This is a genomic window from Flavobacterium sp. (assembly GCF_031363805.1).
Taxonomy (GTDB): domain Bacteria; phylum Bacteroidota; class Bacteroidia; order Flavobacteriales; family Flavobacteriaceae; genus Flavobacterium.
Genome location: NZ_JANLVD010000095.1, coordinates 33,448 through 56,941, shown reverse-complemented (window position 1 = coordinate 56,941; position 23,494 = coordinate 33,448). Strand labels below are relative to the sequence as shown.

The 23,494-nt window shown below is 32.2% G+C and carries 20 protein-coding genes; 5 read left to right on the top strand and 15 right to left on the bottom strand.

All coding sequences use genetic code 11. The annotated features are described in order from the left end of the window. Window positions 1–106 precede the first annotated feature (106 nt). From RMN92_RS05890 to RMN92_RS05870, 5 genes are all read left to right on the top strand, one after another. Window positions 107–1,108 carry a beta-ketoacyl-ACP synthase III gene (locus tag RMN92_RS05890; protein WP_309608540.1) on the top strand — a complete coding sequence of 334 codons (1,002 nt, stop codon included), beginning with the start codon at window positions 107–109 and terminating at the stop codon, window positions 1,106–1,108. Between the two features lie 29 nt (window positions 1,109–1,137). After that, a complete protein-coding gene (gene accB, locus RMN92_RS05885; protein WP_309608539.1) occupies window positions 1,138–1,620 on the top strand; it encodes an acetyl-CoA carboxylase biotin carboxyl carrier protein in 483 nt (160 codons plus the stop codon). Between the two features lie 92 nt (window positions 1,621–1,712). Further along, window positions 1,713–3,059: an acetyl-CoA carboxylase biotin carboxylase subunit gene (accC, locus tag RMN92_RS05880; protein ID WP_309608538.1), complete on the top strand. Its 1,347-nt coding sequence runs from the start codon at window positions 1,713–1,715 to the stop codon at window positions 3,057–3,059. Between the two features lie 260 nt (window positions 3,060–3,319). Further along, the gene (locus RMN92_RS05875) at window positions 3,320–3,631 is read left to right on the top strand and encodes a hypothetical protein (RefSeq protein ID WP_309608537.1); all 312 of its coding nucleotides are present in this window, start codon (window positions 3,320–3,322) and stop codon (window positions 3,629–3,631) included. A 123-nt stretch (window positions 3,632–3,754) separates the two neighbouring features. Then, complete coding sequence (locus RMN92_RS05870) at window positions 3,755–5,086, top strand: sigma-54 dependent transcriptional regulator (RefSeq protein ID WP_309608536.1); 1,332 nt, start codon at window positions 3,755–3,757, stop codon at window positions 5,084–5,086. On the opposite strand, the gene RMN92_RS05865 is transcribed toward RMN92_RS05870, so the two are convergent. From RMN92_RS05865 to RMN92_RS05795, 15 genes are all read right to left on the bottom strand, one after another. After that, a complete protein-coding gene (locus RMN92_RS05865; RefSeq protein ID WP_309608535.1) occupies window positions 5,083–7,512 on the bottom strand; it encodes an ATP-binding protein in 2,430 nt (809 codons plus the stop codon). The two genes, RMN92_RS05870 and RMN92_RS05865, sit on opposite strands and share 4 nt — an antisense overlap. 124 nt (window positions 7,513–7,636) lie before the next feature. Beyond that, a complete protein-coding gene (locus tag RMN92_RS05860; RefSeq protein WP_309608534.1) occupies window positions 7,637–10,909 on the bottom strand; it encodes a reprolysin-like metallopeptidase in 3,273 nt (1,090 codons plus the stop codon). 223 nt (window positions 10,910–11,132) lie between these two features. Then, complete coding sequence (locus RMN92_RS05855; RefSeq protein ID WP_309608533.1) at window positions 11,133–11,492, bottom strand: YraN family protein; 360 nt, start codon at window positions 11,490–11,492, stop codon at window positions 11,133–11,135. A 59-nt stretch (window positions 11,493–11,551) separates the two neighbouring features. Then, on the bottom strand, window positions 11,552–12,445 hold the full coding sequence (locus tag RMN92_RS05850; protein WP_309608549.1) for an LD-carboxypeptidase: 894 nt from the start codon (window positions 12,443–12,445) through the stop codon (window positions 11,552–11,554). 130 nt (window positions 12,446–12,575) lie between these two features. Further along, window positions 12,576–13,928 (bottom strand): magnesium transporter, encoded by a 1,353-nt coding sequence (gene mgtE / locus RMN92_RS05845; RefSeq protein WP_309608532.1) that lies wholly within the window; start codon window positions 13,926–13,928, stop codon window positions 12,576–12,578. After that, window positions 13,918–14,697, bottom strand: coding sequence for a 16S rRNA (adenine(1518)-N(6)/adenine(1519)-N(6))-dimethyltransferase RsmA (gene rsmA / locus RMN92_RS05840; protein ID WP_309608531.1), 780 nt, complete (start codon window positions 14,695–14,697; stop codon window positions 13,918–13,920). The genes mgtE and rsmA overlap by 11 nt, the downstream gene beginning before the upstream one ends. Before the next feature lie 57 nt (window positions 14,698–14,754). Next, window positions 14,755–15,066, bottom strand: coding sequence for a DUF4286 family protein (locus tag RMN92_RS05835; protein WP_309608530.1), 312 nt, complete (start codon window positions 15,064–15,066; stop codon window positions 14,755–14,757). Window positions 15,067–15,163: 97 nt separating this feature from the next. Continuing rightward, complete coding sequence (locus RMN92_RS05830) at window positions 15,164–16,981, bottom strand: tetratricopeptide repeat protein (protein ID WP_309608529.1); 1,818 nt, start codon at window positions 16,979–16,981, stop codon at window positions 15,164–15,166. Window positions 16,982–17,001: 20 nt separating this feature from the next. Next, window positions 17,002–17,622: a hypothetical protein gene (locus tag RMN92_RS05825; protein ID WP_309608528.1), complete on the bottom strand. Its 621-nt coding sequence runs from the start codon at window positions 17,620–17,622 to the stop codon at window positions 17,002–17,004. Window positions 17,623–17,711: 89 nt separating this feature from the next. Then, window positions 17,712–18,983, bottom strand: coding sequence for a serine--tRNA ligase (gene serS, locus RMN92_RS05820; RefSeq protein ID WP_309608527.1), 1,272 nt, complete (start codon window positions 18,981–18,983; stop codon window positions 17,712–17,714). A gap of 124 nt (window positions 18,984–19,107) precedes the next feature. Continuing rightward, window positions 19,108–20,253, bottom strand: coding sequence for a lycopene cyclase family protein (locus RMN92_RS05815; protein ID WP_309608526.1), 1,146 nt, complete (start codon window positions 20,251–20,253; stop codon window positions 19,108–19,110). 19 nt (window positions 20,254–20,272) lie between these two features. Continuing rightward, entirely contained in the window at window positions 20,273–20,917 is a 645-nt protein-coding gene (locus RMN92_RS05810; RefSeq protein WP_309608525.1) for an HD domain-containing protein, read from the bottom strand. Between the two features lie 242 nt (window positions 20,918–21,159). Continuing rightward, window positions 21,160–22,149, bottom strand: coding sequence for an acyl-ACP desaturase (locus RMN92_RS05805; RefSeq protein WP_309608524.1), 990 nt, complete (start codon window positions 22,147–22,149; stop codon window positions 21,160–21,162). Window positions 22,150–22,208: 59 nt separating this feature from the next. Then, window positions 22,209–22,940, bottom strand: a complete 732-nt coding sequence (locus tag RMN92_RS05800) for a lysophospholipid acyltransferase family protein (protein WP_309608523.1) — start codon at window positions 22,938–22,940, stop codon at window positions 22,209–22,211. Between the two features lie 85 nt (window positions 22,941–23,025). After that, window positions 23,026–23,436 (bottom strand): BrxA/BrxB family bacilliredoxin, encoded by a 411-nt coding sequence (locus tag RMN92_RS05795; RefSeq protein ID WP_309608522.1) that lies wholly within the window; start codon window positions 23,434–23,436, stop codon window positions 23,026–23,028. Between the last annotated feature and the right edge of the window lie 58 nt (window positions 23,437–23,494).

Here is a 23,494-nt window from a genome sequence, read left to right as displayed (position 1 = left end):
AGTATAACCGAAAATAAAAATTAGCTGAAAAAACCTTTCATTTAAAGATTTTTTGTAACTTCATAGCCTTTAAAATTTAAATTTTAAAGACGGATATTTGAACTTTATGAACAAAATTACTGCCGCAATTACTGCCGTTGGCGCATACGTCCCCGAGTTTGTACTCTCCAATCAGGTTTTAGAAACCATGATCGATACCAATGATGAATGGATAACCACCAGAACAGGAATTAAAGAAAGAAGAATTCTAAAAGAAAAAGGAAAAGGAACATCTTTTATGGCTATCAAAGCTGCTAAAGATTTGATTCAAAAATCTGGAATAAACCCAGCAGATATTGATATGGTAATTATGGCAACCACAACGCCAGATATGCCAGTGGCTTCAACTGGAGTTTTTGTAGCTAGTCAAATTGGTGCCATAAACGCATTCGCTTACGATTTGCAAGCAGCCTGTTCCAGTTTTTTATACGGAATGTCAACTGCTTCTGCTTACATTGAATCTGGGCGTTACAAAAAAGTATTACTTATAGGTGCCGATAAAATGTCATCGATAATCGACTATACAGATCGTGCCACCTGCATCATTTTCGGAGACGGAGCTGGTGCTGTTTTGTTTGAACCCAACACAGAAGGTTTAGGCTTGCAAGATGAATATTTAAGATCTGACGGATTGGGTAGAGAATATCTAAAAATTGATGCTGGAGGTTCTATATTGCCAGCTTCTAAGGAAACTGTCGAAAATGGTCAGCATACTGTAATTCAAGATGGAAAAACCGTATTCAAATACGCCGTTTCTGGAATGGCAGATGTAAGTGAAAAAATTATGGAACGCAATAATTTGACTCACGATGATATAAATTGGCTAGTAGCACATCAAGCCAATAAACGTATTATTGATGCCACTGCACAACGCATGAATCTTGACGAATCGAAAGTTTTATTAAATATACAACGTTATGGAAACACTACTTCTGCAACGTTGCCACTTTTATTAAGCGATTTTGAAGATCAACTTAAAAAAGGTGATAATTTAATATTTGCAGCTTTTGGTGGTGGATTCACTTGGGGATCAATTTATTTAAAATGGGCTTACAATAAAAAAGAGTAAAAATAAAATATAACTTAAACTTACATATTATGGATTTAAAGGAAATTCAAAATCTAATTAAATTTGTAGCAAACTCAGGTGTTGCTGAAGTAAAATTAGAAACTGGCGATGTAAAAATCACCATTAGAACAACATTAGAAGGTAGTACTGAAACAACCTATGTACAACAAATGCCACAACAAAATATGTTGCAACAAGCAGTAGCTCCTCAGCAAATTGCTCAGGTAACTTCAGAAGCAGTGGTAGTGCCTATGGCTGATGATAGTTCAAAATATGTAACGGTAAAATCGCCAATTATTGGAACATTATACAGAAAACCATCTCCAGACAAACCAATGTTTGTAGAAGTAGGAAGTGTAATTTCTAAAGGAGATGTTTTATGTGTTATAGAAGCCATGAAATTATTCAACGAAATTGAATCTGAAGTTTCAGGAAAAATAGTTAAAATTTTGGTTGACGATTCTTCACCTGTAGAATTTGATCAACCATTATTCTTAGTAGACCCTTCTTAATCAATTAAAAATTACGAATTACGAATTGAAAATATCTTTCAAATTATTTTTAATTCGTAATTCGTAATTTTTAATTCGTAATTTCAAAAACTATGTTTAAAAAAATATTAATAGCCAACAGAGGCGAAATTGCACTTCGTGTAATAAGAACCTGCAAAGAAATGGGCATTAAAACAGTAGCTGTATATTCTACTGCTGATGCCGAAAGCTTACACGTAAAATTTGCTGATGAAGCAGTTTGTATTGGACCGCCACCAAGCAATTTGTCTTATTTAAAAATGTCAAATATTATTGCAGCAGCAGAAATTACAAATGCCGATGCAATACATCCTGGATATGGATTTTTATCTGAAAATTCAAAATTTTCAAAAATCTGCCAAGAGCATAAAATCAAATTTATTGGTGCTTCGCCAGAAATGATTGATAGAATGGGCGACAAAGCCTCTGCAAAATCCACTATGATTGAAGCTGGTGTTCCATGTGTTCCTGGATCTGTAGGAATTTTGGAATCATACGAACAAGCAGAACAAATCGCTTCAGAATTTGGATATCCAGTCATGCTAAAAGCAACAGCTGGTGGTGGTGGAAAAGGTATGCGAGCAGTTTGGAAACAAGAAGATTTATTAAAAGCTTGGGAAAGCGCTCGTCAAGAATCGGCAGCAGCTTTTGGAAACGATGGTATGTATTTGGAAAAATTAATTGAAGAACCACGCCACATAGAAATTCAAGTAGTTGGAGACGCCTATGGAAAAGCTTGTCATTTATCTGAAAGAGACTGTTCTGTACAACGCCGTCATCAAAAATTAACAGAAGAAACACCATCGCCATTTATGACCGATGAGCTTCGTCAAAAAATGGGAGAAGCCGCAGTAAAAGCTGCGGAATATATAAAATATGAAGGCGCAGGAACAGTAGAATTTTTAGTGGATAAACACAGAAACTTCTATTTCATGGAAATGAACACGCGCATTCAAGTTGAGCATCCTATAACGGAACAAGTTATAGATTATGATTTGATTCGCGAACAAATTATGGTGGCAGCCGGAATTCCAATTTCTGGTAAAAATTATTTACCACAATTGCATGCTATAGAATGTCGTATTAATGCTGAAGATCCTTACAATGATTTTCGTCCATCACCAGGAAAAATTACAGTATTGCATTCGCCGGGCGGACACGGAGTCCGTTTAGATACGCATGTTTATGCAGGATATACCATTCCACCAAATTACGATTCTATGATTGCCAAGTTAATTACGACTGCGCAAACACGTCAGGAAGCCATCAATAAAATGAAAAGAGCTTTGGATGAATTTGTAATTGAAGGAATAAAAACAACCATACCATTTCACAGACAATTAATGGATGAACCTGATTATGTTGCTGGAAATTATACTACCGCATTTATGGATACTTTCAAAATGAAACCTCAAGAGTAAGTTTTTGAAATCGAAGTTTTAAATCCCACCCAATTCAAATTGAGGTGGGATTTTTTTTAAGTAGATTTTTTAGAAGGAATGTTTTGAGTATGATATGTATAACTATTACACACTTATTTATAAAATTCTACACATTTAGAATATATTTTATAAAATTAAAAATCTTAACTATTTGATTTTCAATGATTAAATATATTTTAATTTACTGGTACGATATTTACTTATAGTATTGAAGTTATAAACTATTAAAATCCACAATCATGAAAAAATTAATTTTATCAGCAATATTATTGGGTAGCATCTCAACATTTGCACAGGAAGCTAAAACGACTAAAGAAACCAAAGTTACTACAACTGAGGCAACTTCAAAGTCGAGTCAAGAAAATTACAAAGAGGTAAAATCTGAGGAATTGCCAGAAGCTTTAAAAACTTCGTTAAAAGCTGGATATCCAGATGCAACGGTAACTAAAGCTTATGTAAACGACAAAAAAGAATATAAAATGGACATAGCTGTTGGAGATCAAAAAGCTACTGTTTATGCCGATGCTCAAGGGAATTGGTTGAAAAAATAAGTTTAGGGGACTTATAATTTTGTTTCGAAAGAGGGATTGTTCATTCAATCTCTCTTTTTTTTACGAAAAAATTAAGACATTTTAATTAGATTAGCTCTAACTTAGCAATAAAGTTTAGATTTAATGATTAAGATTTTATTAATAGAAGACGATGTTGCATTTTGTAAGATGTTAGAAAAATTTCTTACTCGAAAAGGATATGCTGTCACTGCAACATTTTCTGCGGAAGAAGCAAAAAATAGTATAAAATCTGAAAAATTTGATTTGATAATCACAGATTTAAGGCTTCCAAATTATGATGGAATTGCACTTATGTCTGAACTAAAAATAACATTTCCCAATATTCCAGTTATTCTAATGACTGGTTATTCTGACGTGAATACTGCAGTCAAAGCAATTAAAAATGGTGCTTCGGATTATATTTCAAAACCTTTTAATCCAGAAGAAGTTTTGCTAGTTATCGAAAATGTTATCGAAAAAAGCAACCAATCTACTGTAGTTACTCCAACAGTTTTAAAAGTAAAACCTGAAATAAAAAACGATTTTGTTTTAGGAATATCAAATGCTTCAAAAAAATTAGCCGAATATATTCAATTGGTCAGTCCAACAGATATGTCTGTTTTAATTGTTGGAGAAAGTGGTACTGGAAAAGAAGTCATCGCAAAAAGCATACACGAAAAAAGCAATAGAAAAAACAATAACTTTATAGCAGTTGATTGTGGTGCTATTCCCAAAGAATTGGCTGCCAGCGAATTTTTTGGTCACTTAAAAGGCTCTTTTACGGGTGCAATAAACGACAAGATTGGATACTTTGAAGCAGCCAATATGGGAACTATATTTCTTGATGAAATTGGAAATTTGTCTTATGAAAATCAAATCCAATTATTGAGAGCATTGCAAGAAAGAAAAATAAAACCAGTTGGAAGCAATAAAGAAATTGAAGTAGACATTAGAATAATTACTGCAACAAACGAAGATTTGCGCGAAGCAGTAAAAAATGGAAACTTTAGAGAAGATTTGTATCATAGAATAAATGAATTTTCTATTCAATCACCATCACTAACAGAAAGAGATGGCGATTTAATGGTTTTTGCGGATTTTTTTCTCGAAAAAGCGAACCATCAATTAAACAAGAATATTATTGGTTTTTCAAAAGAAGTTTTAAGTATTTTTGAAAACTACAATTGGCCAGGTAATTTAAGAGAATTACAAAATATTATTAAAAGAGCAACACTTTTATCTAAAGGAGATTTTATTGAAAAAAATGTTCTTCCTCCTGAAATTTTTCAAATAGCCAATAATCATCAAGACGATTTTTCACTGTCAGAAAATGAAAAAGACACTATAATTAATGCTTTGACCAAAACAAAAAACAACAAGTCTGAAGCTGCTAAACTGCTTAAAATTAACAGAAAAACCTTGTACAATAAATTGTCATTGTACAATTTGAACTAATGTATTTCCTGCTCAATAAGTGCTAAAAGGTTTTTAATTTTAGTTTCTAATTTCTCAAAATCATCTCGTAATTCTATTGTTCTCATTTCATTATTTTCAAATTTATCTAGGATTGTGCTTACTTCAAATGCATTAATTTGTTTGAACATAGGACCCATTTTATGGCTAATTTCTTTTACTTGATCCATGTTTTTATTAGAAATAGCATTTTTAAGATTTAATAAGTTTTGATTTGTATCTGAAATAAATATAGAAATTATTTCTTCCAATGCATTTTCTTTATTAGGTAAAAATTCCTTTAAATTGTCTAAATTATAAACTTGTTCAAAATCATATTCTTTAACTTCGTGAATAATTGGATTAATAATTTCTGATTTATTAATGATTGCATCAATAATTGCTATAAGATTTTTTGGAGTATATGGTTTATTGATTACTGCATCAAAGCCTCTTATCATATAAATTTCAGTAGCTAAATCGGTTCTTCCCGTAAGAGCAATTACAGGTTGATTTTTATAGTTTGACTTTGAATTTTTTAACAAAGATATAAATTCAAAACCATCAATATTTGGCATTTGAATATCTGTAATTAAAATGTCAAAAGGTTCATTTTTAATAGCTTCCAAAGCATCAGTGGCATTTGTAAATTTCAAAACATTGTAATTGTTTTGTTTCAAAACCTCAGCGGTTAGGTTTAATAAATTTAAATCATCATCAAGAATTACAGCTGTTAAAATTTTATTGTTTAAAACTTGCACTTGTTTTTGAGTGTGTACTGAAACGTCATATTTTAATGGTATTTGAATATTAAAAACACTTCCTTGGCCAAAAGTGCTTTGAAGTGTCAATTTGCCTCCTAGAATTTCAATGATTTTTTTGGAAATGGTCAGTCCCAATCCAGTTCCACCATATTTTTTTTCAATGTTTTCGTCTGCCTGTGTAAATTCTTGAAAAATTAATTCTTGGTTTTTTTCATGAATTCCAATTCCAGAATCTTTAACTTTAATGAGAATAAATGAGGCATCACTAATCACCTCAGCGTCGATTTTTATAATGCCAGATTCTGTAAATTTGTAGGCATTTCCAATTATATTCGATAAAATTTGTCTTAATCTGAATGGATCTCCAATAATTTTATTTTCTAATTTTTTATCTAAGTTTATTATCAGTTCAATATTTTTATGACTGTAAATAGATTGTATACTTTTAGCAACATCATTTAATATTTCATTTAAGGAAAATGAAATGCTTTCAATGGCAATTTTCCCTGCTTCAATTTGGGTAAAATCGAGTAAATCTTGAACTAATTTTGAAATATATTCAGAAGAACCTTTTATGTTTTGGGTGAAATAGGATTGCTTTTTGTTCAATTCTGAATTTCCCAAAAGTTCTGCGTAGCCAACTATAGTGCTCAAAGGCGTTTTTAAATCATGGCTAACTGTACTTATTAATTGTTCCCTGTTTTTAAGTAAAGTTTTAGTTTTGGTATTTGCAATTTCTAATTGCGTTTTGTAAGATTCGGTTTTGGAGAAATCGTTTATAATTAATATCGAGAAAAACAAAGTCAATACTAACCCAATTATTGCCGCTATAGTAACAATATTATTGGTTTTCCTCAAAGAATTTTCTTTTTCAAAATCGTTTTTGGTGTTATTCAAGATAATTTCTTGTTCAATAATATTCAATATTTTTCTAGATTGTTCGGATATTGAAAATTCATTTTCTAGGAGTTTATTTTCTTCAATGCTAGCAGCAATTTTTCTTTTAGCTGTTTCTTTTTTTACATTATTTAGCAATGTTTTGGATGCTAATAATATGGAATCTGATGCTCTTTTGCTTAAAGTATTGGTGCTATCATCTGGTATATTTTGATTTAAAACCGATACATATTTTTTCAATACATTGAGTTGGTAACTTCCCATAGAAGATGGATTTTTCACCAAATCTTCTACTCGAAGTTTACTCAAAGAAAGCTCCATTCTGGTTAAATTGTTAATAGCATTTTTAACAGAAACCTCGCTATTTGCTTTATTTTTTATTGATTTGAGTTGTAAAATATTTGCCGTTTTTGTACCCAACAAATATTTTAAACTATCCAATAAAGTTTTTTGATACTGAGTTGTAACCGATAATTTCAAAGAATCTATTTCAGTTTTAAGCGAATCTGTCTGTTTTTTGTAATTATCAAAATCTATTTCAGAATTTGACTGTATGGTTTGTCTAGCCAAACTTTCAGTTTTGTATAAATTGGAAAGTAAATTGCTGACTTTTAGAATTTTAGTTTTGTCGTTGGAAATTTTACTTTCGGTATTATAAAAAACTTTATTTTCAGAATACAATATCCAACCCACAATAAAAGCGAGCAATGACAAAGCCAAATAGCTGAGTAGTATTTTTATAGGGATGTTACTTTTTTTAGTAATCATTTTTAAGATAAAGCTAGATATACGTATTAATTAAACGTTTGGTTTAAAGTATTATTTGAATTTAAACTTAAAAATCCCATTCGCAAGATACGAATGGGATTTTATGTTCAACATAAATATTTAATTATTCTTTTATAAAACGTTGCGCTTTCACACCATCTTCATTTGAAACCTCTATAATGTAGTTTCCAGCTGCAAGCCTGCCTACATTGATAACATTATTATCAATTTTTCCATTTGTCAATTCTTGTCCCAATAAATTGAATATTTTAAAAGTTGACTCTTTTTCAAGACCCGATAAGTTTAAAATATTCTCTTTTACTGGAACTGGATACAATTTAAAAGCAATTGTATTTGATACAGATTGAATATTTTCTTTTAATGTTGATACTATATTTACCGTGTAATCTTCCACTTGACCATAGGTAAATGATCCGCATGAAGTTGGAACAGCATTATATCTCATAGAAACCCTAACTCTTGTCGCGCCCAATGTTGCAGTAGTTGGAATAGTAAATGTTCCAGAAACTGGTGTCGTTTTTGAAGCTGCTTTAGAGAAAACTAGTTCTCCCGCATCTGCAAAATCTCCATCTTGATTGTAATCAATCCACACTCCATAGCCTTCATTATAAACAGTTCCAGTCCATGTTGGAGTAATTGTTATAGTGTAAGCCGTTCCTCTAGTAGCATTTGTTGATTGCGATGAGAAATTTTCATATCCTGCAGTTCCTGTTGAAGTATTATTAATGGTTCCGAAAACTACTTTCCCAATTCTTTCATCGTTCGTGTTTGTACTTGCGGAAGTACAATAAGTAACTGTTGTCGGAGCCAATGTTGTGACACTTGCAATATTGCTTTCGGCAGAAATATTTCCAGCAGCATCTTTTGCTTTTACAGTAAAACTATAAGCTGTAGAAGCTGTTAATCCAGTGGCAGTGTAAGTTGTTGTGTTAACTGTAGTTAACAATGTAGTTCCTCTGTACACATCATAACCTGTAACCGCTACATTATCAGTAGAGGCTGTCCAAGATAAATTTGTGGTCGTAGCTGTAGTCCCAGAAGCAGTCAAATTTGTTGGTGCAGCAGGAGCAGTTGTATCTATAGCTGGCGCTAATGTAGCCACAGTTGCAGTGTTACTCAATCCAGAAACATTCCCTGCTGCATCTTTTGCTTTTACAGTAAAATCATAAGCTGTTGATGCAGTTAATCCTGTTGCTGTATAAGAAGTAGTTGCTACAGTAGTTAATAATGTAGATCCTCTATAAACATCATATCCAGTTACCGCAACATTATCTGTGGATGCATTCCAAGATAAATTAGTTGTAGTTTGAGTGGTTCCAGATGCAATTAAACTTGTTGGAGCTGATGGAGCAACAGTATCTGTGCTTCCTGCTCCAATTGTAAAGTTGGCATTTGAAATATCGAAGAATATATGTCCAGTTCCTTTTATCATGATTCTATTGGTTGTTCCTGGCGTATTTGGAATAGTTATTGCTTCGGTTCCATCGTTTGGAGTTCCTGAAAGTAATATTGTTCCAAAAGTATTTCCACCATCGGTAGACAAAAGAATATCAACGTTGGCACAATTTACGCCATTTGCAGTTGTTCCAGATACATCCCAAGTAATGGTTTGTGAACTTCCACCAGCATAAGATACCGCAGTGTTTGGAGAGCTTACTGTAAAAGGACCAGCGGTTGCGTTTACAGTAATTACTGTATCATCAAAATTGGTTTGACCAACTTTTATGGGCGCCACTGAACTATAAGAAGCGTTATCTCTCACAGTCAGTCTGAAATTTAATGTTCTGGCTACAGAACTCAATGCTTCTACAGCAATAATTTCATTTCCTGTTCCAGATGTCGTAGCGGAGTTTGCAATCACGGATGCCATAATAGGAAAAATTCTTGTTGGTGAAACAGATGGATTCCAAGTTCTCCAGTTTGGCCCAATAGTTTTGTTTGCTCTTGCTACACTATTGGCACCCGTTTGAGAACCGCCGTCGTCATTTTGTTCCCAGCAATAAGTTAATGCATCGCCAGTATTGGCATCTGTTGCAACGCCTGTAAGCATAAATGGTGTGCTTTTTGGAATAGTAAAATCTGATCCAGCATTTACTACAGGCGTAGCATTATTGGCAGAAATTGAAGTACTTACTGGACAAGTTTTGGTTGCTAAGTTGGCCTGAATTTGTGCAATTGTAGCTTCATGATAGATGTCTATTGAATGTGGGGCAACATCTTGAGCAGTAATTCCTGCATATCCCATAATGGTTACACCAGAACCTACTTCTTTACTCACGCCAGAACCTTCGTTGCTATTTGAAAAAGTATGGTTTCCACCCAATTGATGACCCACTTCATGTACAACATAATCAATATCAAAATTATCTCCTTGCGGAATACCATCAGCAGGAGATGTAATTCCAGAACCTTTGGCGGCATCACACACACAACCTATGCAACCTGCATTTCCGCCTCCACCAGATGCACCAAACATATGACCAATGTCATAATTTGCTGCACCAATTGTATTGGTTAGTGTAGTTTGCAATTGACCGTTCCATTGGCTCAATGTAGTTGAATATGGATCTGTTGCAGCATTGTAAAATATAACACTTGTGGTGTTTGCAATAAGATTTAAGTGCAAAGCCAAATCTTTTTCATATACACCATTGCAACGAGTTAATGTAGCATTGAAAGCAGCTAAAACTTTTGATTGATCGCTTGCATTTCCAGCAGTCGAAGCTCCAAAAAAAGCTGCATATTCACCATTGCAGGATTGTGCCAAACGCATGGTTTTTAATTGTGCTGAACTTGATTTGTATGTGTTTGGCAATTGAGAGCTTAAGTTTGACACCAATTCATGATCGTCTGTCGAGCAAGTCCAAGGCAGTTTGCCTTTTTCTCTGTTTGATCTAAAAACGGCATACACTTTATGATCTTGAGAATATGGTTCCATAAACTCATTTTCTTTGTCTGACCTAAAAACCATAGTTTGTATTCCTTGTGGAGAAAAACTAAGTTTTACTGTAGCGTATTTATCTGTAATTCCTTTTCCTGAATAAGCTCTAATTTCAGGGAATTTTGCTTGCAAAGCTGGTTCAAAATTGGATGCTTCAACCATTTCAAACTGTTCAAATTTCCCTTCGGTGTTTGGCAGTGAAATAATTACAGATTTTTGATTAGAATTTTTTAGTGTTGAAAATAAGGCATTTCTTAAAACATCTGTATTCAAATCATACAAATCGAATGCTTTGGGAAACGATAATCTTGCAACCGCTTTGTCTTTTGCAATTATTTTATTGGTGGTTTCTGTGTGAACAGACCAATACTTGTCAGATTGTGCTTGCAAATATCCACAAGCAACAATGGATAAACTAAGGAATAGTTTTTTCATAAAATTTGGTTTTTTTGGTTTGGTAATTTGAAAGCAAATGTATTTATTTTTTGCATTATTCGCTAAATATTTTTTAAAAAAGTATGTATTTTTTAAAAAATGAATGAATTAGTAGTGAATTTTTGTTTTTATTTTGGGATTAAATAAATGTAAAATACTTAAAAATCGCAATATTATAGAACATATTACACAATTAGAACAAAAAATGAATTTGGGAATTTAATTAAAAATAATAAAAAGCATCCTCCAAATGTTCAATATTAAAATTCTTGCCTTCTTTGGATATGGCAATAATATCAAATCGAATTTCTAAATCTAAATCGTTTGAAATTACATATTCATTAATGGCTTTAACCAAAAGTTGAATTTTTGCGGGTTTCACAAAATCTTGTGGTGATCCAAAATCTATGGAAGATCTGGTTTTTACTTCAATAACAACAAGAATATTTTCTTTTTGTGCAATAATATCAACCTCGGCCTTTTGGAAAGTCCAGTTGGTTTCTAGAATATGATATCCTTTTTTTTGAAGAAATTCAACTGATAATTCCTCTCCTAGTTTGCCTAAATCGTTGTGTTCTGCCATTATTTAGATTATTCGATTTTTAGAATATTAGAATAAGTAAAATTGAACAATCTAAAAATCTATTCAAAAGCAACTTTACTGCAAATAGGATCAACAGTAATGGAAATTTTATTTCCCATAATTAAAGCACGATTGTCTGAAATATGTCCAGCTGGAAAATCGTATATGATTGGAATATTATATTTTTTAGTCACATCTTCAATAATTTGAAGCGCATCTTTTCCCCAAGGAATGTCGTTGTCTTTCATTTTTGTCATCGCACCAACTATAATTCCTTTAATGCTTTCAAGGCAACCATTTCGTCGAAGATTCATCATCATTCTATCAATATGATACAAATATTCGTCAAGATCTTCCATGAAAAGAATTTTATCATCGCAATTTATGGCAGATTTTGAACCCATTAAACTGTATAGAATAGATAAATTTCCACCAACCAATTCACCAGAAGCTTTTCCCATTCTGTTCATCGCATGGCTATCGATTTCATATTTTAATTTTTCTCCGAATAAAGAAATTCTTAAGGATTCCTTTGCTTCTTCTGTTGCTTTGGAACTTACAGGCATTATTCCGTGAATAGATTTGAAACCCATTGTGTTGAGATGATTGTGCAAAACAGTTACATCGCTAAAACCAATAATCCATTTTGGATTTACTTTAAATTTTGTGAAATCCAATAAATCAATCATTCGAACCGTACCATAACCACCACGAACACACCAGATGGCTTTAATATTTGAATTGTCCATTTGATCTTGAAAATCCTGAGCCCGTTGTGCATCAGTTCCTGCCAATTGGTTTAAATCCAATCCAATTGTACTACCAATTTTTACATTCAACCCCCAACTATTTAGTAAATCTGTAGCAAATTTTAAATTGTCATCAATATTTTTGCGAGCTGTAGCAACTATGGCAATGGTATCGCCTTTTTTTAAATAGGGTGGTGTTATCATTTTGATTTGCGCTTGTATAGAAGTTAAAAAAAACAGCAGTAATATAGTAATTGATTTTTTCATTTTTAATTTGCTTGCTACAAATGTATAAAACTTAGAATAATCTTGTTAACTAGAAAAAAGTTTTATTCTAGAATCCTAAAATCAATTTGGCTACGGTGAAATATATAATTATTCCAAAAACATCGTTAGTAGTAGTAACAAAAGGGCCAGTGGCAATTGCTGGATCTATTTTGTTTTTATGCAAGAAAAACGGCACCAATATTCCGAGTGTTGCTGCAAAAAGGATAACAACTATTATAGATATGGCTATAGCTACACCTACAATTAAATATTCAGGATACATTATGGAATGATAAGCTAGTAATAGCAAAGAAATTATAGTTCCAGAAATAAGTGCCACGGTAAGTTCTTTTGAAAAATAATTTCTTGAAAATTGTTTGAGTGTTCCGTTTGCCAATCCTTGTACAACTATTGCCGATGTTTGTACTCCAACGTTTCCAGCTGTTGCAGATAGTAGTGGAACAAAAATCATTAAAGTAAAATAGGTACGCATGGTCATTTCGTTACTTTTCAATATGTACGATGCCACAATTTCTATACACATACCAATAAGTAACCAAGGTAATCTTGCTTTTGTGAGTTCTCGTACACTGTCGTTTGCTTCTACATCTTGTGTTATACCAGCCGCCAATTGGTAATCTTTGTCGGCTTCATCTTTTATTACATCAAGAATATCATCAATAGTGATGCGGCCAACCAAACGTCCTAACTCGTTGGTAACAGGAATGGCTTCTAAATCATATTTTTGCATGATTCTCGCTACCTCAATATCTTCAGTATCCACCATTACTGAATTCAATTTTCGGATATAAACTTCACTAATTGGCGTTTTTGCAGAAGTTGTAAGTAAATCCTTCAACGATAATCTACCCAATAATTTGTCATGTTCATCTACAACATAGATAGAGTGTACTCGAGAAATATTTTCAGCCTGAATGCGCATTTCTTTTATGCAGGTAAGGACATTCCAATTTTCGTAAACTTTTACGAGTTCTTTGTGCATGATTCCACCTGCTGTATCTTCTTTGTATCGTAATAAATCAACAATGTCCTTGGCATGTTCAACATCTTGAAGTTCAGATATTACTTCTTCTTTTTTGCTTTTAGAAAGTTCTGCAATAATATCGGCGGCATCATTGGTTTCCAGTTCGTCTAGCTCTTCGGCAATTTCTTTTGGAGACAAGCGATTCAATATATTTTCCCGCAAATCGTCTTCAAGTTCAAGTATAATTTCGGCTGTTTTTTCTGAATCTAAAAGTCGAAAAATATAAGTAGCTTCATCAAAATCTAGCTCATCTAGAATTTCGGCAATGTCAGCATGATGCAAATCATTTAGCAAAACTTCAAGCTGGGAATTGTTTTTACTTTCAATAAGTTGCTCTAATTCTTTTATTAGGTCTTTGCTGATTTTAAATTCCATCGGCTTCTATTTTTTGTGTCAATTCTATAAATTGGGCTACATTGAGTTGTTCAGGGCGAAGATTGAAAATTTCATGTTCCCGCAAATTGTCGGACAAATTTAGTGTTTTTAAACTATTGCGCAAAGTTTTTCGACGTTGTTGAAAAGCAGTTTTTACGACAGTGAAAAATAATTTTTCTCCACAAGGTAAAGCATAATTTTCTTTTCTACGCAAACGAAGTACGCCCGATTTTACTTTTGGTGGCGGAATAAAGACAGTTTCATCAACGGTGAATAAATACTCAGCATCGTAAAATGCTTGAACCAAAACCGATAAAATTCCGTAAGCTTTAGTTCCTTTCTTCTCGCATATGCGTTGGGCTACTTCTTTTTGAAACATACCTGAAAATTCTGGAATTTGGTTCCGATATTCTAAAGCCCGAAAAACAATTTGAGTAGAAATGTTGTATGGGAAATTGCCAATGATAGCGAATTGTTTGCCTTCGAAAATTTCATTGATATTGTATTTCAAAAAATCTTGGCAAATAATTTTATCTTTAAGTTTTGGATAGTTGTCGTTTAAATATACCACAGATTCTTTGTCGATCTCAATCACATAAGTATTAATTGGTTTGTCTAACAAATATTTTGTCAAAACCCCCATTCCTGGCCCTATTTCTAAAATGTCTGAGTAACCTTCCAGATTTAAAGTATCGGCTATCGCTTTTGCGATGCTTTCATCTTTGAGAAAATGTTGCCCGAGGTGTTTTTTTGCTTTTACTGCTTCCATAATCGATTGTTTGATTATTTCATTGTTCGAAAAATCGAATAATCAAATAATCTTTATTTAATGTTCCGAAATCAATTCCAACTCTGTTCTAAAAGCCAACATTTTGTCACCAAAAAGTTTTATTCCTTCTTCACGGAAACTTGGGGCATCTTCTTTATAATATTTTTCTAAAGTTTCTTTACTGTCTGTGGTGTATTGAATTGAATAGGTTGTTCCTCCCATTTCTTCTTCAATTAGAACCTTGACCATTCTAGCTGATGTGAATTTTCCAGTGGCTAAAATTTCTTTTATATGTTTTTCTTGCATCCAAGTCATCCATTGGTCGTGGACACTTTCGTGAATGTTGATTGTTACGTTGTATATTATCATATTTGTGGATTGTTCGATTGTTAAATTATTCGATTATTCGATTGTTAGATTATTTATTTTACGAAGAATCGAATAATCTAACAATCTAATAATCGAATTATAGATTGGTATCTCCGCGAAGTTTCCTGAAATTATTTCTGGCTTCTACAAAGTAAATACTGTCCTCGTGTTTGAATATTATTTTTTCATAATTTGATTTTGCCTTTTCGGTATCTAACAAATTTTTTCTGTAGATTTCTGCCGAAAAAAACAAAGCTTCGTCTACATATATTCCATCAGAATGAGTATCGATTATTTGCTGATAATAATTTAATGCTTCTTGAAAATTATTTGTTTTTTCATATAGTTGCCCTATTCTAAGCATCGATACATCTTCTATACTTTCGCCTTTGTGTTGTGCTAAAATAGTTTTAAAATCTTGCAAAGCTTCTTGGTTTTTGTTTTGGTATTTGTAAAAGTCAGCTTTGGCAAACTTCTTCAAAGCTACTTGCGTGCTGTCTTCTACTGTATTGTCATTAATTAATAGAAATAATTCCATTGAATCGTTTGCAATGAGTTGCGATGTAGATGATTTTAAAACTTTAAATTGTTTCAATGCCCAATCAAAATCGCATTTAAAATAGCTGGCTTTTGCCATTTTGAAACTGGCTTCATGTGCAATCTCATCATTTTTTAAATCGTCTTCAATTTGAGCATAATAAATAATGGCTTGGTTGAATTTTTGGTCTAAAAGCAAAACATCAGCCAATTCCATTTTTACTTCTGCTCGCTGATAATTATTGAGTTGCAAATTTAATGCTTCATTTAAAATTGATTTGGAAGATTCAAATTCTTTTAAATAAAAGGATTCAAAATGTGCTTTTAAAATTTGTAATTTTAAAGAATATGGCGAAATACCATATTCTTTCAGCAATAAATTGAGTTTTTCATGAATTTTAGGATATTCAATCGTTGAAGCTTTTTCAATATCTAAATTTAAAATTTGATAATTGGCTTCCATTTGAAGTTCAATATCTGTGGTGTTTAGTAAAATATAATCGAGAATTATTCGAGCTGTTTCTGTATCGTTTTCTTGAATGGACAATCTTGCCAAATTGACAATATTGACAAAGTATTCTGGATTGCGTTTGAAAATAGCCTTTTCCTGAATAAAAGCTTTTCCATATTCTTTTTGTTGTACAAAAAACCAACTCATGAATTGATTCCAAAAAACATCTGGTGTTTTTTGAGTTTTTATTAAAAGAGATTTTTTTAGTGTTTCCGAAAATTGTTTTTGGGAATCGTCTGCAATAAAACGTGTCAACTGGTTTTGAACCAATGGCAAATTCATTGGATTTTTATATGCATAATCAATCAAAGTTTCTATCATTAGATCTGTTTTCCCCAATTGACCTTGCAAAAGTGCAATTTGATATTCAAAATTTGCATTTGGATTCCCAATACTTCCCAAATTATAAGCTTCAATAGCCTCATTTATCAATACTTTTTGCTCGAAATCTCGTGCTACAGTAAAGACATTATTTGGATTTTCTTTGACCTTTTCAAGTGCTAGTTTGTAATATTTATTTGCTTTTTGATTGTCTTTTTGTAATTGATAATTGTATCCTAGTTCGATATATAAATTAGGCTGTCTTGTTTTTTCTATTCTTGCCAAAATTACGGTTTCTGCTTTATCAAACATGACTAATTGTTGGTAACAAGCCACTTGCTTTTGAAAATAAACGTAGTTATTGGGTTGGTTTTTTACCAAACTTTCAAATATTATAATTGCTTTGCCAAATTCTCCTCTATCAAAATAATTTTGAGCTAATTGTTCGTTGGGTCTACTATTTGATGAGTCAGATATTGCTGTAATTGGTTGCGAAAAACCAATTACAGAAAAAAATAAATATATATAGGTGAAAAAGTTTTTCATTGTTACTTTAAAATCTTTTTTTAAAAAGGATAATAAGCATTTTCAAAATCTTTGATTTCAGATTTTTCAGTGCTTATTTTAGTACTTTTCCAGTTTTCATTTACTCTAGAAACTTTGTATTCTTTGGCATAATATTTCTTTTCAATAGGGTAAGCTATGCTATAATATATTGTTACAGCGTCCATAGTAATTGGATTTTCTGAAAATTTAATAAAGTTTTTTGTTGCCCAAAGTCTTTTTTCTAAGTTAGCCTTTTTATGTATAATAGGATCTAATAACTCCATTTTTTCACCTTCATTACCTCTTGTCACCCATAAGATTTTTGTATTATGCTTTTTTGCAAATTTGTTTACAATAAGAGTATCGCTCAAAACATCATTGTACTTTACATAATATTTATCTAAACCCGATTTTTTTAATTCTTCAAAATATTCATAAGCTGCAGTTCCACAACCAAAAACTTGCGTTTTGTTTTGTACCAAAACAGTATCGGTTATTTTACCCGTTTCTAGGTTTTCATAAAATGCCTCGTAAGGTGAGTTGAATTTCAAATCTTTTTTTACAGTATTTTCTGCAAAATCAACTTTTTTACAACTTAATAAAACAATGAATACAACTATCAAAAAAACTATTTTTTTCATTATAATTTGTATTTACTACACACATTATTAGAGTACCAATTTAATCTTATTTGAAAGTATGATTACAACTTTATGAAATATTTAATATTCTAGTTTATAATATCGAAGCCAGTATATTTTCTCAATACTTCTGGAATTATAATACCTTCTGGTGTTTGATAATTTTCTAAAATGCCCGCCAAAACTCTAGGCAAAGCCAAAGCACTGCCGTTCAAAGTATGTGCCAAATTCATTTTGCCATCTTTCCCTTTGAAACGAAGCTTTAATCTATTTGATTGAAAAGTTTCAAAATTGGACACTGATGATATTTCCAACCAACGATCTTGAGCTGTTGAAAAAACTTCAAAGTCATATGTCATAGCCGATGCAAAACCCATATCGCCACCACACAATCTTAAAATTCTGTAAGGTAATTTTAATTCTTGCAAAATATTTTTCACATGTTCCACCATTCCTTCCAAGGCTTCATAGGATTTTTCAGGATGTTCGATGCGTACAATTTCGACCTTATCAAACTGATGCAAACGGTTCAAACCCCGAACATGAGCGCCCCAAGAACCTGCTTCTCTGCGGAAACATGGTGTATAACCCGTTGCTAGAACTGGCAATTCATTTTCTTGTAAAATCACATCTCTAAAAATATTGGTTACAGGAACTTCGGCAGTTGGAATAAGATACAAATCATCTTTGGCATCGTGGTACATTTGTCCTTCCTTGTCAGGCAATTGTCCCGTTCCATAGGCAGAAGCTTCGTTTACCAAATGTGGCACTTGATATTCCGTATAACCAGCATCGGTATTTTTATCTAAAAAATAGGCTATTAAGGCACGTTGCAATTTGGCTCCTTTTCCTTTATAAACTGGAAATCCTGGCGCGGTGATTTTAGTTCCCAATTCAAAATCGACAATATCATATTTTTTAATTAAATCCCAATGTGGTAATGCATTTCCGTGCAAAACAGGAATTTCACCTTCTTCAAAAATGTTTAGGTTTTCTTCGGGTGTTTTGCCTTCTGGAACAAGATCTGCTGGAAGGTTGGGTAATGAATATAGTTTATCCAATAATTCTTTGGCATATGCATCGGTTTTTTCGGACAAAACTTTGCTTTTTTCTTTTAAAGAATGCACTTTTTCTTTTAAGATTTCGGCTTTTGACTTTTCACCAGATTTCATTAAATCGCCAATATCTTTGGATAATTTGTTGGTTTCAGATAATATATTGTCCATTTCGAGTTGGGTAGCACGACGGTTTTCGTCGATAAATACAACTTCACGAACAGTTTTTGTGACATCGATATTTCGTTTTGCCAACGCTTTAATTACTTTTTCTTGATTTTCTCTGATGAATGCAATTTGTAACATACTGTTTTTATATATGGAGGCAAATTTAATACTATTTATTAAAAAAAATTCATAGTTTATGAAAGATTTGGAACGCAGATGACGCGGATTTTGCAGATTTACACTGATTTGTTAAAAATAAAATTTAAAACCTAAAAATTCTTCCTAAAAGTGCTTTGACAAAAGGAATTTTTGGACATTTTAACATGACTTGAAAATCTTCCAAATAAGAAGTTTCATGATCTAAAAATTTTAAAACCAAACTTGGATTTCCTTTTTTGAATAATGATGAAAAAACTTTCGAGCCCAACTCATTGTTTTTATCTAAAACATCCAAAAACAACAAATCATAAAACCAAAATTTGTCTTTTTTATGAAATTTTCTAAAATCTGAATTCTTTTGAATAAAATCAACTAATTTTTTTGCTTTTTTTGTGGTGTGTCTGAATGTAAAACCCGTGCTTGCTTTTGTCCAACCTCCAGCAGAGCCAATGTTAATGATGTTTTTTGTATTATGTTTCCAAAATAAATAACAAGTCATTGGAATATTGCCTTGTTCTTTTTCTGTTATTTCAAAATCTGAAACACCAAGTTTTTTTAAATAAAGTTGAATTTCAGCTTCATATTCCTCTTTTTTTAATAAATGATGAGAAAATAATGTAGGTTCAAGCAATGCTTCGGTTGTAGAAGTTGGCAAAACATACATAAATTTTGTATTGCCTTTTTGCTCAATGGAAAAATCCATAAAAGTGGCTCGATCAGGATTGAAAACTTCGGCTTTGGTTTTGACAAACCAACCAATAAAATGTTGTGATAATAATGGATATTTGTTTTGCGATTTTACAATTTCTGGGTTGTAAATGCTATTGAAAAGCTTGTCGCAAGTAAAGCTTTCTGTTTCGGTTTTTATTACAACTTTTGAATCTAAATCTGAAAAATCGATTACTTTTTTATTGAGAAATGTAACATTTCCTTGTTTTGAAATAGTGTCAAAAATATAACTATAAAAATCCAAACCGCGAATCATTTTGTATTGATAAGGTTCGAAATCTAACTCACGACTGAATTTTTGATTGGCAAACAATGCTGAATTCCATTTTTTGGAAACAACAACATCAAATTCGCCATTTGATTTTTCCCAAAAACACCAAGTTCTGTCATTGGTTTTTTTAGAATTTTCATCGATGAGTAAAATAGTTTTGTCTTGGAATTTTTCAGATTGAATCATTTTAAAAACAACCATCAAAGCTGATAATCCCGAACCTGTAAAAATATAATTGTAATGTTTCATTTAAAATAGTTCAGATCAATTATTTTTTCCCATTGCATTCATCATAGAATTGAGTTAGGAAAGCTTCCATATATTCATGTCGATTTTGTGCTATTTTTTTTCCGGTTTTTGTATTCATTTTATTTTTCAAAAGTAACAATTTTTCGTAAAAATGATTGATTGTAGGTGATTCAGAATTTTTGTATTCCTCTTTTGACATGGACAAATTTGGTTTTATTTCAGGATTGTATAACTGTCTGTTTTTAAAACCTCCATAATTGAATGCTCTCGCAATTCCAATGGCGCCAATAGCATCGAGCCTGTCAGCATCCTGCACAATATCAAGTTCGATTGATTTGAATTTTTTTTCGAAATTACCACCTTTAAATGAAATATTATTGATGATATTAACCACATGTTCAATAATATTTTCGGCTACATTTTCAGATTCTAAAAATTCACGTGCTATTTTTGGACCAACGGTTTCATCGCCATTGTGAAACTTGCTGTCAGCGATATCGTGAAGCAAAGCGCCCAATTTCACTACAATTTCATCGCAAATTTCTTCTTTGGCAATAAGAATTGCATTTTTATAAACTCTTTCTATGTGAAACCAATCGTGTCCGCCTTCGGCATTTTTTAGTTTTTGCTTTACAAATGATATTGTTTTTTCTATTATTGGCATATTTATTAAATTGTAATTGTAGAAAATAGACACGAATTGCACTAATTTTCACGAATATTATATGTTTATTAACTACAATAAAAAGTTTAATAGAAGACAAAAGTTACTTTTTAGCCCCGATTAAGCCGGTATCCTTTTTTATGGTTTTGTCCTGAGCTTGTCGAAGGATAAACCCATAAAAAAGATAAAGGCGAAAGCGGGAAAATGGCTGAAAGGAAACTCAAATGTTGTGCTCCAAAATTTTATCTTACCATGGCTGGTTCTACCCATTTAAATATTTGCGATTCTACTGGAATAATTAATCTTTCCGATACTTTGGCCATTCTGGCAGGCAGTTTCATTAGATAATCGCGAGCTTTTTCTGCTTCATCAGTTAATCCAGAAAGGGCGCTAATTTCCCATTTTTCGATTAATTTTTGCATAATATCCACATAATCGTTGGCGGTATAAACTCCAATTCGTTGTGCTGAATCTGAAAAATTTAAAAATGCAGAGCTTATTTTTTCGCCAGATTCTCGTAGAAATTGTGCCGGCATGACTATTTTTTGTTTCATCATGTGGTTAAAAGCCAACAGCATTTCGCTTGGATCGATCTTGAAAATTTGGGTTACAAATTCTGAGTAAGCATGATGGTGGCGCATTTCATCGCCTGCAATCATTTTGCAAATTTTTGATAATTTATTGTCGCCATATTGTTTGGCCATTTGAGCTACACGATTGTGAGAAATATAGGTTGCCAATTCCTGAAAACTGGTGTAAACGAAGTTTTTATAAGGGTCTCGACCAGTTCCAATATCGAAACCATCGGCAATAAGATGTTGGGTCGTTATTTCGATTTCTCGCATGTTTACTCTGCCAGATAAATACAAGTATTTATTGAGCAAATCGCCATGACGATTTTCTTCGCTTGTCCATTGGCGAACCCATTTCGACCAGCCATTGTTCTCCACTTGACCCACACCATCAACATCCATTAACCAAGATTCATATGTTGGAAGTGCTTCCTCTGTAATTGTATCACCCACAAGGGTTACCCAAAAATCATAAGGCAATTCTTTGGCAATTTCTCTTAATTCTTTTACTTCTTCAAAAAAGTTTTCATTTTCTGAATTGGGCAAAAAATCTGTGGGTTGCCAAATTTTTTCAATAGGAATTAAAAATTGGTCAACAAATCCATTGACTTTGTTTTCCAATGATTTCATTACCTCTAAGCGAACATTATATGTTGACATTTTTATTTAGGATTTAGGATTTGAGAATTACAATTACTTACAAAACTCAAAAATATTTCTTATTTTATTGATTTTACTACGGCGTTTTCTGTGCGGATCATTATTTCTTCAAAAGAAAAATCTTTGACCGCAATTGGCGGATGGATAATAAATTTTAGACTGCTACCCAAACCCATTGGAAAACTTCCAAATTTAACCATTTTCCAAGAATTATTTATCGAAATAGGAACAATATATGCAGATGGTGCATATTTGCAAAGCATTTTGAGTCCACTTTCAGAAAATTTCTTTGGAATTCCTGTTTTACTTCTAGTTCCTTCAGGGAAAATTACTGCCGATCGTTTATTTTTTTCTATATATTTTGATAATCCAGATATTGCTGCAATTGCTTGTTTTGGATCTTTTCTGTCAATAAGTACAGAACCTCCGTGTCGCAAATTGAAAGAAACACTAGGCACGCCTTTTCCCAATTCTTTTTTGCTTACAAATTTGGCATGGAAACGACGCAAATACCAAATAATTGCAATAATATCGTACATACTTTGGTGATTGGCTACAAATATAATTGGTGCGTTTTTTGGAATCGAATTTATATTTTCAAAATGATAGGTTGTGCCTAACAAATTAGTACATTTTACCAAACAAAAATTCAAATAATCAACACTTTTTTTGTGTGCTTGATATCCAAGAAGATTCAAACACAGCCATTGAATTGGATGAAATATCAAAAGACAAGTGATAAAACACAAATAGTAAATAATTGAAATTGGATACGATATTATTTTTTCCATTTTATTAGAAATTTGCGCCAAATATAACTTTTTTAGATAAAAAAACCACGCAAAACGTGGTTTAGATTTGCATTTTAAAATATTGTTAGCAATATTCGTTATAAGCGTCCTTTAAATTTTCTGCAATTAATTCCGCTGGACGACCTTCAATATGATGGCGTTCTAACATGTGAACCAATTCTCCATTTTTGAATAATGCCATACTTGGTGACGATGGTGGAAAAGGAAACATTAATTTTCGGGCTGCATCAACCGCTTCTTTATCGACACCTGCGAAAACAGTCACCAAATTTGTTGGTTTTTTACTGTTGTCTAAACTCATTGATGCTCCTGGACGTGCATTTCTAGCAGCACAACCACAAACAGAGTTTACTACAACTAGTGTCGTTCCTTCTTTTGCAATTATATTTTCTACATCTTGTGCTGTATGTGATTCATGAAAACCTACGTTGACTAATTCGTCACGCATTGGTTTTACCATTTCTTCTGGGTACATAATTTTATCTTAAAGAGTTATTGGAGTACAAAGTTACAAAGTTTGAAAGAACTAATTA